Below are 12,751 nucleotides of genomic sequence, written 5' to 3' on the forward strand. Positions count from 1 at the left end.
GCAATTGAAGCTTAGTGAGTATTTTGGACTGTAAATTGGGATGGAGGATGGAACTTGTCCATATCCGCATGGATTGATATTCATTTAAGCAGTAACGCCAATTTATCAGCCGTGGACTTAATCCGGCAGTTTGCAAAAGAAGGCTGGGATTACACAGGCCGCAACGGGAAAGTCACATTTCTGCCTTTAGGTGATGGCGACAATTTTAACTGGCTGAGTGAAGCAGTGGATAGCGCCCATATCATGAATATCATTGAAACGAAGCAGGCACAACGAGAAATCGTGGGCATCCAGCTGTTACGGAGAGATTCTGAAATCGGATGCGATATGCTGATGTTTAGCACGAATCAGATCGGATTCAATCTGTCTATAGCCAGAAAAAGTATTGAAACTCAGGGTGATATAGATATTACTGATTTTAGCTGGTACTTGGAAAGAATATTGCCAGTCTTTAAACATGCAGGATTGCGGGTTGAGCGGGTACAGTGTGAACAATTGGATTAAGAACTTGCGATTGGTGAGGGTGGAGAGCCGAATGCCAAAATATTATCTGGATAATATTTTTACAGGACGTAGTTACGGTATGGATTTCCTGTTGAGTGTTGTATACGGCTTTCTTGAAGAAGGGGATAAGTTGTATTTCGAGTATGGTTATTCGTACATAAATTCATTTCCTTATAAGAACGTTGAGAACTTCGAAGACTCGGTTAACCGGATCTGGTATCGTCCCAAGGACAAAGAAGAAGCTAAATCGATTATAGGTAATAATTTTATGATTAATTGTATCGTACTGGAAAGAGATAGAGACATGGAATCATGCAAGTACAGGCTTCTGGTAGTGGAAAGCATGGAATCCATTGAATTAATGGTTACCGAGTATGAAGAGGGTAGCTTTCAGAAGCTGCTCAAAACAAAGCTCAAACCGTTTCTGGAACAGGGCGTTAAGGTTTTGATTGACTGATATGCGCGAGTAGAAGTAGCAAAGGGGATTTACAGATGAACATCCACAACATCAATTTTTCGAGTGAATTCCCAGAGTATAAGATAGCCAACGAGAAGAACACTTTTTTTGCAAATAGACCGTCAAAGGAAATCAATATCGAATTTCTTGACCAGCAATTAAAGCTGATGATTGAGACAAACGGAATCAGACATACCTTTGCTATCAAACTATGGAATTTTACTTTAATTGAGTTAATGAACAAAGAATACAGGGATGAGGATGTTGATAAAAGTATCTCTGTAAATAATCAGATTTATTTTGACATTACCGCCCTGCTGACAAATAAACTGAATGCAGAACAAGTATTAGGCTTTCCGTGGTGCATCCCTAATGAGAAAATAAATCAAATTATTGATGATAAGAGCTATAGATCAAACTGTTTTCAAGCCATTTTAAAATTTATACATACATATAAGGCCCGTCCAAGTGAAGAGGATTTAACATTATTTTTGCTGGGAACAACAGGTGGGTTGTTAGCTGGATTTCTGTATGAACAAGGGGTGGCTGATTATTCCCGTGAAAAATATGGATACGCGCTAACCTTCAGAAACAGTCAGATTGCTACTGATTATTTTATTATGGAACTGATTGAATGTATCTGTCGGTTAGGTTTTGCGTGCCAAGCATTGGCGCTTGATTATATGTGAAATATTAGTAAGAAGGGGAACGGGCTAATGAACGTTCATTATCTGAGTAATATTATTCCGGCGTCAGAAGATAGTTCGAGTTTCTTGATGGAGCTCGTGTTTGCTTTTGCAGGCAGGGATGAGTTTTTATATTTGGAATATAATCTTCATGAATCTGATCCGCAGTATTCGAACGCTATAGAAAAATTTATAGGGAAATATAAACATGAGTGGTTCCGCCCGAAAAGTGTTCAGGAGGCTTTAGAAATAGAATGGAGTTTCCTGATCGAAGCGCTAGTTTTGACGAAAAATAAAGATATAGACTCATGGAAATTCAAGCTTAGTGTAGTTGAAAGCCCAGAGACTATTGAATTAATGGTTACTGAGAATTTTGAGGGGGATTTTCAAAAGCTACTGGGGAGAAGCTTAAAGCCGTTTCTGGATCAGGGAGTCAAGGTGCTGACAGAGGAAATGTATAATGACATGATCAAAGCACAGTATTTGAAATGCGGGATTCATATTTAAAACAAAAAGCTGAAATCATCGCACCCAAGGCGATTAAGGAGCAAATAAATGAAAAAGCCGATCTATACTTCAATAATTACAGCGGTGCTCTATCCTGTTGCTTTTATGTTGTATATGGAATTATCTATGTATGCATATAACCACGATTACAAAACGTTAGGGCGAGTTGTTGATTATGGATATTTTAATCTGGATTTTCTATTGATTATATTATTATCAATTCCAATTACTATTCATCATAGAGAAAACCTGATCCGTCATTGTTTAATAGTATTTTTTGGAAATGTTGTTTTCTGGCTTATTGTCACTGTGATTTCTTGGATTATGGGTGAGACTATTGAGTTTGGATTTGTGATCAAGATGGTTTTTATTAACGATATGACTATAGGTTTGCTTCTCGGACTATTGGTGAATCAGTTCATTAATTTATTTAAGCGTAGAGTCTGATAGTCCGCTGATGTATTGAGATGGTCAAAAAGTACTATGAGAAAATCAGCGTGAAATTATGATCTATCAAGGTCCCTGATCTGTTTATACTGTTCATACTGCGAATAATTAAAGGAGAATATGTACAATGAACAAATACAAAGCTCTCATATCCGATTTTGATCAAGCAAAAAGGAACTTCGGTTATTTAACTTCATTTAATTTATCACGTGGTACAGAAATAGAAGGATTCCAGACGTCTCTACAAATTACTCTAGCCCAATCAACGTTTGATTATGATGAACAATTATCGATAACATTTACAGGAGTGGAGGATCTGAAAGTAGGGGATCTAACGGGATTGATATGCTGGTTATATCTTGATATCACAGATATTTCTGAAGACCAGCTGGAGGATCTAAGGTACAAGGTTGTTGAATATGAACATAATGTTTTTAGCTTGTATTGCAGTCAGATCGCATTTGAAATCATAGGCCAGGAGCTGATGTAACCTAGTTCAGTAAAGCTAATGGAATTACACATAATCAATAAAGAATTTATTTTCTGGAGGTAACTTGTGAAAAAAATAGGGATTATATTAAGTGCTGTAATAATTACCATACTTGCAGGAGTGATCATGACTCATACGGACGAAGATAATTCTATTTATGAACCTGATTACTTCACAAAGCTAGGGTTAAGCTATAAAAAGTATCATTATGAATATAAATACGAAACGATGATCAAAGAATTGGGAGAACCAGCAAAAACAGATGAACATGATCATTATGTGAAATATATATATCCGGGCCTTATCTTTAGGTATGAAATAAATAACTCATTGGTTCAGGATAGGGATGGCAACTATGATTACAGTGTTTCTCCAGCCGCTACATATGTTAAAATCACTTCTGATACATACCGATTTGGTAAACATAATATTGGTGTTGGCTCTACAAGAGAGGAAGTGGAAAAAGCCTACCGCAAATCTATATTTAAAATCGTTGAAGAAGATTCAAGCGGTTTCCGGGACGGGGATTCTAATGATGAGCAGTGGGTAGAATATTATTTTGATAAAAATAATAGAGTTCTAGCGGTCGAATTAGGTTTAACGAGATAAAATTTATAAAAGAAAGAAGGGAATCAAATGGGACTGGTATTCCATAATGGTATTATCTGATTCCCGGTCTCGTTTAGATCTCAGAATTACATATTGTTTTCTGTTTTACTTTCAGCATTTATAGGAATGTAGTTGGATCTTCATTAACTTCGTATCCTCTAAACCTAAAGTGGTATCCGTAAAAGACTTTTTGTTCAAGTACTGTTATCACCAATTCATCCTTCCCGTCTTTCAGACCACTCCAACAGCTCACTACGTACACGGTCCGTCAGCTCATCCACTACGCGGAAATCCATGGCGGTGACATAAATTTTTTCTAACTGATCCCGGTGTACCTTCGCCTCGGCCAGAGCGGCTATGGCATCCTTCATTTTGGCTTTATATTGGGTGCTCACTTCGGCTAGCGGTCCGGCATAACGCTCATCCGTTCCTTCTGCGACAACGGTTTCATACGTATCGATGATCACGTCTCCTTCCCGGTCCGGAAAATATTCATGCGGACTCGTGCTGTCGAAGATCGCAAAACCAAGTTCACGCACAATGACCATATCCAGACTATGGGGATCAAAGCCGCAATGGTAAATTTCTGTATCCAGGCCGCGTTTCTCCGCTTCGGCGGCGATTTTTTTAAGCATAGTGGATTTGCCTGTTCCTGCCCGGCCCTTAATGAAGAACCGTCTGGACAGCCCTTCGGTCAAATTAGGCACAAAATCAACCGCCCCGGCAGGTGTAGCTGCTCCCAGAAACCGGTGCTTAACGATAGCACTCTTAGGAATGCTCATTTCGCCAAAAAGCTGCTCCAGCAACCCGGCTGTTAATTGATTCGCCTTGTGAAAATCCATGTGCGCAAAATAAATCTTTTCCCACTTGTCATGAATCTTTAAAGCTTCTGCAAATCCGCTGTACGCTGCTTTATAGGAATCCGCAACCCTCTGATTGAGCTCACTGATGACTTCCCTTTGGGCGATGAGAGCTCTCGAGTCCCAGGCTTCTCCGAGATTCACATATTCCTCAACCGCTCCAGGAGACTTGGGTTCAATCACATGAGGGGCCGTGCCGTCTACAATGGCTACACTTAGTGCCGGGATAATAACCCCGTCAATTGAATCCTTATCGGATGAACAATGAATCAGCTCAATATCATAACCACGCTCAGCCCACTCCGAGCCGATTGTTTTCATCAAAGAGGATTTTCCGGTGCCGGGACCGCCTTTTAAAATGAAGATCCGCTGAAGTCCCTGAAGGTTCGATTCGAACAAATTATAGAAACCATGAGCCGTATTGCCGCCTGCAAAATATCTTAAAGTCCGTGCAACCACACATCCACTTCCTTTCACGTTGTCGCCCGGTAGGCTATACCCTACAGTATGCGTCAGGTATTTGTGAGGTGCCCAGAGGCTGGGCAGCAGTCAGAACTCTCTAGTAAGGAAGAGTAAGATATTAGTGCTGCACTAAGTTAACGAGCTGGTTTGATATATTTGTTTTTCCTATAGATATAATTGCATTTATATATTAGACCAATAAGATAATTCACCATACTATGTCACTATAGAATACTAACGCAGGGGGATGGTTCTGTTGTCTATTTATGATTTTAAAGTAAACACAATAGATGGTAAAACTGTTGAATTGTCAATGTACCACAAAAAAGTACTCCTTATCGTTAACACTGCCAGTATGTGTAGTTATTCTCGCCAATTCACTGAACTTCAGAAGCTTTATGAAAACCATACTAAACAGGGATTTGAAATACTCGGTTTTCCGTGTAACCAGTTTAATGAGAAAGAGCCCGGAAACAACTCGGAAGTGCAGGAATATTGTAAAAACAATTTTGGAGTGACTTTTCCGTTATTTGAGAAAGTGGAGGCTAGGGGACAGACTGCTCATCCATTATTTGAATTTTTAACGAAGCAAGCACCGTTTCAAGGTTTCGATACCCAGACACCGAACGGTGAATGGATGCAGAATTTCCTGCAAGAAAAGTATCCTGCCATATACGCGGGGGATGGGGTTAAGTGGAACTTCACGAAGTTTTTGATCGACCGGAACGGACAAGTATATAACCGATACGAAACAACTACGGAACCATTTGAAATACAGCCGGCAATTAAAGGGCTTCTGTTAGAGTAAATGAAGTGTTTTGGTCATTAAGGTAACGGGCAAGGTAAGAATTAGTGAGAATATGGATGAATACTTGAAAGCTTCATGGGATGAAGCGCCTTTTAAGATTTGGTTAGATATAATTAAAGGGTACCCTGATATGCGTAAATGGGTAGCACATAAAAAGTCAATTCCCGTTGAGATCATGGAAATTCTCGCTGGTGATGCAGACGATAGGGTAAGATTTATCGTTGCAGCCAAGAATCGACATCCCGGACAATTAAAACTAGCAAACGACTCAGGAAGCTCAGTTAGGATTGGCTAAGAACAGAATTGATGAAGGAAGATACAAGTAAGCATTATTATTACGCTAATTGAAAACTATAGTTGAACTGCCAAGGTGTTGTCCTTATTTTGTTAAAGTAACGGTTAGGGTTAAACAGGATGTTGTTGATTAATAAACTTGGAAGAATGGTAGTGCTCCTATGATTGATTGGCGTTGGGCTGAAGTTGATGCCTTAGAAAGTCAAGGTAAGTGGAATGAAGCAAAAGAATTACTAATTAATCACTGGTCTCTTAATCCCGATGTAAAAGCCACCATCCGTCTTGGCTTTTTTTGCTGGTATCTCCTTGTAGAAGATGGTCCTTTGGAATTAGGCATAGATATTGATTTTAATGGGTTAGAGAGTTTTTTGCATCAGGTCACGGCTTTTGGTTTAGCTAACTTTATGGATAAGGAAGATTTCCTGTGGTGTTTTGGTTATATCATTACACTGTTTCCGTATTTCTTTGGTGAGTATGAGCTATGGGAGGAGAAAGGGAAAGAATTGTTAAAGGAGGCACATAAGCTTGATCCAGATGAACCAGTGTATAAATACTCATACTTGTGGTCGCTCCCCATTTCTCGTGACAAAAATGACGGTGAATTTGAAGAGGTTCGAGCTGTCCTGGAAGAACGGTTTCAAGGGGAAGGTGTTCTATCGAGATATTTCAAAAGCGTTTGGTATTGATGTAGTTGATATTCTTACTAAAGTACATAAGGAGTTTTTTTTCTTGTGATGAAATTATGTTGGGAATGAGAAGTTGACCGACAATAACGATAAGGCCTTTTCAAAAAAAGGAAAAAGTGACGTTGAGTAATGAGATCATGTTTTGGAGGATGATTAAGCTAATATGGATTTATCTAAACTCATTGCTAACAAAATGATTTTTCCTGGTCCAGAGGATGAAGAATTAAACATCCTGGAATACTCCAGTGTTGAGGTTTTCATTTCAAAACCAGATCGGTATGGAGCTACAATTTAGAAACAGATGTGAAAAAGGAAGTTATTCCATATGCTGAATTTGACATTAATGATAGTTATCTAGCCGGAAATTACCTGTATTATGTAAAAATCGTTGATGAGGATAAAGATGGCCTACTGCTTGAAAATGATTATCTAACCGGAGAAATGTGGAGATTAAATAGAACAACGCTTAATAATGAGTTCTGCTTCAAAGTAACTCCTTTTTATTTTCACCGTTTTTTATCGGCTAATGATGCTTATGTAGTTTTTGTTTCGGAAGACCGTATTCCTGATATTACTGAAATCGTCTTTTATGACTTGGCTGCAAAAAAATATGCTGTATTAAATAATAGGTATGATAAGAATTGGTACGATTATAGATTAGTCAATAACCAAAATGGGGAACCGGATTATTTCATCTACAAAAAGGTGAAAGGAAAAATACCTGGAAAAGATCTGTCTGATGTGCAGATGCTTAAATGGTGCGAGCTAATAATGCAACTGCAGTGGGAATAAATCCCTGATTAGGAGGTAGCATGCAGAATCTATGTCTTGTGTGTGGTTACGGACAATTGTATGAGCCGCCAGTAGATGAAAGAGGTACTTCATCTGATGAGATCTGTCCTTGCTGCGGATTTCATTATGGGTTTGATGATGACGATATAAGGGATGGAATAAACGTATACGAGATATGGAGAAAGGATTGGGTAAGCGGAAGGTGTATGTGGTTTTCCGAGGGCAGGAAACCACCTAAAGATTGGAACCCTGTCAGACAACTTCAAAGTGTAAGAGGGTCTCTAATACGCTGACTGTTGAATTACCTTTATCCATCATTAAACAAGTAATAACTAAGGCATGGAAAAATACTGTGCTTTTCTTTGTAGCTTCGTTTGCTGTTTTATTGATCGTTATTACAGCACAGAGCACATATCAGTTAACAAAGGATATTATCTCTGGATATCGGGAAGCAAATGTAGCTGTATTAAGCCGTCAGTCAGAGTACCGATCCATGGACAAAGTTTTGGTTGATGATAATAGTGCGACTAGTACATATAAATTAGCTCCGGGATACGTTAAGGTACAGACTGGTAAACAGTACGCTGTACGGATTTTTCAAAATTCAAAGATAATAGTGCCGGTTGATGAAGCTGAATTATAGTATGCGGACCGGCAGATTAATACTAAGTGGAAAATCGCCATCTAATTCTTATTAAACTGCAGGTGAGAGAATATTAGATGGAAAAAGGACACTTAATTTCACTGTTTTCGCGGCAAAAGGTCTTTGGGTACAAAATAAGTGGCGATTTTCCACTTAAATCTTAGAAATCATAAGAAACGATGAAATTAGGTGGCTATTATCCAACTAAATGTGCATGCGCTTGGAAAACGAACATAAATACACCTCAGACGGAAAATCGTCCGAGGTGTATTCTTTTTTATCTAGTGTTACCATGCAAACTGGTGAGTCTAGAGCCGTTTCCGTTTATAAAATGAACTGAACCCATCATACGGGACAGACCTTATAATTGTCTTAAATCTGGCTGAACGTCATCTGAAAGTAAAGTAAAGTTGACTTTAAGGCTTAATGAAGGCTATCTTTGTAAACACAGTAAAGTAGCTTTCAGGAGGGACCCGGGTGAAGGATTTGAATTTCGTGCTCATCATCGGAATTATATTTTTAGTGTTAATAGTGGCAGCAGTGGCTTTCGAAAGACTGAAGGCGGAGCGGGCAGAAGCCGGGCTGTTACCGGGAACTCCGTATAATCTGGTTACTACGTTCAAAGGAGCCGCGGCAACGAGCCGCGCTTTTACCTGGTATACAGAGGATACTGCCGCTTCCGGGTGGCTGGAGGTTGTAAAGGGGGAGAATGCCTCTTTTGACGGTACTTCAGTAATCAGGGTGCAGGCGGAAGATACTACGATCAAGACAGATGCTGGAAAAAGAGGTGTGCATAAAGCGGAGGTCAGCGGTCTTGAGCCGGGTACCGTGTACACCTACAAAGCAGGCTCAGGAGAGGAGGGGGAGTGGAGTGCTGAGGCCAGCTTCACCACTGCGGAAGCGGACACTGACGAGGTAGCCTTTATTAATGTGACCGATTCGCAAGGGATAACGGCAGCGGATTTTGCGGTATGGGGGCGGACGCTGAACAAGGCGTTTGAGACCTTCCCGGCGCACAATTTATTGTGCACAATGGGGATTTTACGGAGGAAGCAGAGGATTCTGCGGCGTGGAACAGCTTTTTCAGCAATGTTGACAGTCTCGTTACCCGTATTCCCCTGATGCCTGTAACCGGCAACCACGATGAGGTGGATGAACAAGCGGCCGAATTCACTTCCCATTTCAACGTCCCGGATAACGGTGCCAAAGGATCAATTGCCGGTACGTCGTACTCCTTCGACTATGGGCCAGTGCATGTTACCGTGCTGAATACAGAGAGCAATATAAAAAAGCAGACCGAATGGCTGAAGAAGGATCTGGCCGGTACGGACAAAGCCTGGAAAATCGTTGCGATGCACCGTCCGGCTTATGGAGGCAATACCTACAAGAAGCTGGACGACTGGGTAGAGCTTTTTGATAAATACGAGGTTGATCTGGTACTGCAGGGACATAATCATGAGTATTCGCGGTCTTATCCGTTGCTGGGCGGGAAGATTGTAACGGAGAAGCAAAAGACGGCTGGAGCGGCTAGAGGGACTGTTTATGTAGTGACAAATGCTTCCGGCAACAAGTTTAATGAGAAAAAAGAGGACCAGTTCTACCATGCTGTGCATTTTCAGAACAACAAGGCGATGTTTGCGGGTATTACTATCAGCGGCAAGGTGCTGAGTTACCAGGCCTACGATGTGGACGGCAATAAGCTGGATGAATTTACACTGGCACACTAACGGCAAAGAGGCGGCTGAACGGGTTCAGCTGCCTCGTTCTTTTTGTGTAGCAAGGCTGGTTCTGTAACATTCGGCGATAATGTTCAGAGCCCGGACTGACGCTTTAGGGTAAAGGTTTTTACGATCTGCGGAACTTCGTCATTGACCATGCGTTTCAACAGGTGGATCTCCCGGCCGTATTTCTTATAATCATAGTCGTCACCGGACTTGTTGAGGAATTCATCGGGCAGCTCCTCCGGCACCGTGTAGGCATAAATTCTTCCGCCCCGGGCGGCCAGGAAGCTGTATGGGGAATCGTCATATCCTTCGTCATGCCACTGCTTCAGGGTCATTTTGAAGACGAACAGGCTCAGGACATCATCATATAATTTCCCCTTGTATTTAAAACGGAAAAATACGCCGTATTCTGCATCCTCCAGCCGGTTGCTCCGCTCAAGCGTAGTATAGATTTTCCAGGAGCGGGGGAGCTTTAGCGTGAAGCCAAACCGGGGGTCCCGGTAAATGTATGATTTTGCAGATTGTGACCTGTCGGCAGGGCGTTTCAGGCGTTTTCGGGTACGAAGAAGCGTTTGGGGTGAACGTTTACGGTGTTTTCCAGGGCTCCAGGAGGTACTGGTTGAACGTTTGAGACGTTTTCCGGTGCGATGGGTGGTGCCGCTTGAGTGCTTAAATGGTTTGCCTGTACGTGAGGACCTGACAATTTTGGGTTTTAACCTTTTTCCTGTTACTCTCGGGCTGCTGTCAGTGCTCTTTTGACTGAGTGACCTGCTCTTAAAGCTGGTACTGCCTGGTAGATTTTCTGGTTCTGCGGATAACTGCGTTACCATTGTCCTTTTTTGTCTCCAGATCCTGCTGTTCATCATGATCACATCCCTGCATATGGTTATCCCGGTTACAGACATAGGCATAATAACCAGGATATTCATGCCTTAGGGGATGTGACTGGACAGCTGCCCGGTCTGCAGGGAAAATAGTGGCTGAAACACAAGTAAACCCCTATCATTGATTTGCATCAATAATAGAGGCTTACGTTGTTTGCACTATACCCATGTTATGCTCAGACTCCTTATCCTACACTCTTTGAACTCAGCCGGGTAGAAATCGTCCGAGGCGGCAGTAAATTTGCCTATCCTGAGCGGTAAATCTTCTCTAATTCATCCTCTGCCACGAGTGGACTGCTGTTTAACCTTCGAGCTTTAAGAAGCTCATACCATTTCGTTCGGGGATGGATTGAAAGCTTTAGCGCCAGAATCAAAGATATAGTCTCAAGCCCAGGGATTACAGCTGCTCAGGATTGCTGCGGATAAAATGTTGCTTCCCGTCAGACGTTCCTTCTAGCGGTGTAAGGTTCCCTTGAGTTGATGTCTTTAGTATACCCGGGGATGGCTGGGCTGTAAAAAGCGCTAATCCTTAAAAATGGTACTATTTTTCAATTTATCCTCTTGTAAGCGCTATTATTTTGCTGTGTTCTTAGTTTTTCATTATTCGCGGCTTGTACCCTGGGTAATACCTAATGGGATCTATAATGTATAATGTAGCAAATAGAGGAGGAGTATCAATGAAGCTGTTTCAGATGAAAACATCGCCGCTGGGCGTGGAGCGGATTGCAGAGTTTCTGGAGAATAACTATATTTGTATCGGGTATCCGGGCACCGGAAATCTGGAAGCGGCCAGTCCGGAGGAAATGCTGGTCAGGCTGCTGAAGAACGGGGCTTATCAGGGGCAGGAGCTTGAGACGGCAGTTGCCGATCTGAATCTGTTCGTGCATGAGATGCAGGACGGGGATTATGTGCTGGTTGCCGACGGGCAGTGGGTGCATCTCGGAGATTTGGGGGATTATTTCTACGACGACACTTATGATACAACAGATGATGGACGCTGCCACCGCCGGGGAGTAACCTGGCTGAAGAGCATTCCGCAAAGCGCGCTAACCCCGGAAGCAGCTGAACTGCTGGCAGAGGAGGCCCAAATCTCCCGGTACCGTGGCAACTTGCCTGCGGCCAGAATAGAGCTGTGGATTGAAGGGACGGGCATGGCTGATTTAGAAGCAGGAGGAAAACGTGCGCTGGTGGATGAGGTAACGGTTCTCAAAGCAGTGGCTGTCCTGAAAGAAGCTCTGCATTCGGAAGACGCCGACCGGCGTGAACGGGCAGCCATTGCCATTCTGCAATACGCAAAATAGGCAGATGATCAGAAAAACCTGCTAAGGGGTGTTCGCTATGCGGCCACCTCTTATTTGAACTCTCGACTAGCTTCCCGGATAGCCCGGTTATCGCGCAGGCTTCTTCACAATGTACTGCCAGTGCGGAGGGAGCGGATAGCTTTTTAGGTGTGTGTAATGTACCAGCTTGATCTCAGGGCCTGCCGAGATTTCAAACACTAACCGGTCTTCTCCTACAGAAATATGGGGCCCTACTACAGGCGTAACGTCTAGTGTTACGGACAACCTGAAGCCGCGAAACCCGTTTAACCGCTTTGAACCGGTTACATGGACAAAATACGGATAAACAAGCGGCGGCTCTAGCAAGAATTGCCGGTAATAATCCTGCACAGCAGCATTGATATACGGAGTTAGAAAATTCATAAGCATATCCTGCACTCTGAGTTCGCCGGAATCACTTAGCGGTTTATTGTGAACGGATTCAGCGTATAACCGCGTTGGAGATGACAAGCTCAGTGCAGCAGATACAACTATAACTATGAACAGTCTTGATAGACTCATAGTGAACACCTCACCTTGGTTTACAGGTAGAGTGTCCGGTTTGTCATAAGATTACCC

The 12,751-nt window shown here is 42.2% G+C and carries 17 protein-coding genes; 14 read left to right on the forward strand and 3 right to left on the reverse strand.

The annotated features are described in order from the left end of the window. Positions 1–54: 54 nt before the first annotated feature. The 7 genes from AWJ19_RS10325 (at position 55) to AWJ19_RS10355 (ending at position 3,700) form a co-directional block, all read left to right on the forward strand. Positions 55–504 carry a hypothetical protein gene (locus tag AWJ19_RS10325; RefSeq protein ID WP_068723465.1) on the forward strand — a complete coding sequence of 150 codons (450 nt, stop codon included), beginning with the start codon at positions 55–57 and terminating at the stop codon, positions 502–504. Between the two features lie 31 nt (positions 505–535). Further along, entirely contained in the window at positions 536–961 is a 426-nt protein-coding gene (locus AWJ19_RS10330; RefSeq protein WP_068723467.1) for a hypothetical protein, read from the forward strand. A gap of 35 nt (positions 962–996) precedes the next feature. Beyond that, positions 997–1,650, forward strand: coding sequence for a hypothetical protein (locus tag AWJ19_RS10335; RefSeq protein WP_068723469.1), 654 nt, complete (start codon positions 997–999; stop codon positions 1,648–1,650). 27 nt (positions 1,651–1,677) lie between these two features. After that, positions 1,678–2,154 (forward strand): hypothetical protein, encoded by a 477-nt coding sequence (locus tag AWJ19_RS10340; protein WP_068723470.1) that lies wholly within the window; start codon positions 1,678–1,680, stop codon positions 2,152–2,154. A 48-nt stretch (positions 2,155–2,202) separates the two neighbouring features. Then, positions 2,203–2,601 carry a hypothetical protein gene (locus AWJ19_RS10345; RefSeq protein ID WP_068723472.1) on the forward strand — a complete coding sequence of 133 codons (399 nt, stop codon included), beginning with the start codon at positions 2,203–2,205 and terminating at the stop codon, positions 2,599–2,601. Positions 2,602–2,728: 127 nt separating this feature from the next. Then, the gene (locus AWJ19_RS10350; protein ID WP_068723474.1) at positions 2,729–3,091 is read left to right on the forward strand and encodes a hypothetical protein; all 363 of its coding nucleotides are present in this window, start codon (positions 2,729–2,731) and stop codon (positions 3,089–3,091) included. A gap of 66 nt (positions 3,092–3,157) precedes the next feature. Next, complete coding sequence (locus AWJ19_RS10355; protein ID WP_068723476.1) at positions 3,158–3,700, forward strand: hypothetical protein; 543 nt, start codon at positions 3,158–3,160, stop codon at positions 3,698–3,700. Between the two features lie 215 nt (positions 3,701–3,915). On the opposite strand, the gene AWJ19_RS10360 is transcribed toward AWJ19_RS10355, so the two are convergent. After that, positions 3,916–5,019 carry a PRK06851 family protein gene (locus tag AWJ19_RS10360; RefSeq protein ID WP_068723477.1) on the reverse strand — a complete coding sequence of 368 codons (1,104 nt, stop codon included), beginning with the start codon at positions 5,017–5,019 and terminating at the stop codon, positions 3,916–3,918. Positions 5,020–5,278: 259 nt separating this feature from the next. Between AWJ19_RS10360 and AWJ19_RS10365 the strand changes: the two genes are divergently transcribed. The 6 genes from AWJ19_RS10365 to AWJ19_RS36455 all read left to right on the forward strand — a co-directional run bounded on the left by AWJ19_RS10365 (position 5,279) and on the right by AWJ19_RS36455 (position 9,972). Further along, on the forward strand, positions 5,279–5,830 hold the full coding sequence (locus AWJ19_RS10365) for a redoxin domain-containing protein (RefSeq protein ID WP_068723479.1): 552 nt from the start codon (positions 5,279–5,281) through the stop codon (positions 5,828–5,830). Positions 5,831–5,894: 64 nt separating this feature from the next. Continuing rightward, positions 5,895–6,125 carry a hypothetical protein gene (locus AWJ19_RS10370; RefSeq protein ID WP_128083562.1) on the forward strand — a complete coding sequence of 77 codons (231 nt, stop codon included), beginning with the start codon at positions 5,895–5,897 and terminating at the stop codon, positions 6,123–6,125. Positions 6,126–6,285: 160 nt separating this feature from the next. Further along, positions 6,286–6,810 carry a hypothetical protein gene (locus tag AWJ19_RS10375; RefSeq protein WP_068723483.1) on the forward strand — a complete coding sequence of 175 codons (525 nt, stop codon included), beginning with the start codon at positions 6,286–6,288 and terminating at the stop codon, positions 6,808–6,810. 303 nt (positions 6,811–7,113) lie between these two features. Further along, positions 7,114–7,602 carry a hypothetical protein gene (locus AWJ19_RS10380; protein ID WP_068723484.1) on the forward strand — a complete coding sequence of 163 codons (489 nt, stop codon included), beginning with the start codon at positions 7,114–7,116 and terminating at the stop codon, positions 7,600–7,602. A 1,120-nt stretch (positions 7,603–8,722) separates the two neighbouring features. After that, the gene (locus AWJ19_RS36450) at positions 8,723–9,367 is read left to right on the forward strand and encodes a fibronectin type III domain-containing protein (RefSeq protein ID WP_241781682.1); all 645 of its coding nucleotides are present in this window, start codon (positions 8,723–8,725) and stop codon (positions 9,365–9,367) included. Continuing rightward, a complete protein-coding gene (locus tag AWJ19_RS36455; protein ID WP_241781683.1) occupies positions 9,271–9,972 on the forward strand; it encodes a metallophosphoesterase in 702 nt (233 codons plus the stop codon). The genes AWJ19_RS36450 and AWJ19_RS36455 overlap by 97 nt, the downstream gene beginning before the upstream one ends. A gap of 83 nt (positions 9,973–10,055) precedes the next feature. On the opposite strand, the gene AWJ19_RS35770 is transcribed toward AWJ19_RS36455, so the two are convergent. Next, complete coding sequence (locus tag AWJ19_RS35770) at positions 10,056–10,835, reverse strand: hypothetical protein (RefSeq protein WP_128083563.1); 780 nt, start codon at positions 10,833–10,835, stop codon at positions 10,056–10,058. A gap of 695 nt (positions 10,836–11,530) precedes the next feature. Here AWJ19_RS35770 and AWJ19_RS10400 point away from each other — a divergent pair. After that, positions 11,531–12,154 carry a hypothetical protein gene (locus tag AWJ19_RS10400; RefSeq protein ID WP_068723488.1) on the forward strand — a complete coding sequence of 208 codons (624 nt, stop codon included), beginning with the start codon at positions 11,531–11,533 and terminating at the stop codon, positions 12,152–12,154. A gap of 87 nt (positions 12,155–12,241) precedes the next feature. Here the strand turns inward: AWJ19_RS10400 and AWJ19_RS10405 are convergent, their stop codons facing one another. Further along, complete coding sequence (locus tag AWJ19_RS10405) at positions 12,242–12,694, reverse strand: DUF3888 domain-containing protein (RefSeq protein ID WP_068723490.1); 453 nt, start codon at positions 12,692–12,694, stop codon at positions 12,242–12,244. Positions 12,695–12,751 lie beyond the last annotated feature (57 nt).

This window comes from Paenibacillus sp. DMB5 (assembly GCF_001517085.1).
In the GTDB taxonomy this organism is placed as follows: domain Bacteria; phylum Bacillota; class Bacilli; order Paenibacillales; family Paenibacillaceae; genus Paenibacillus_AQ.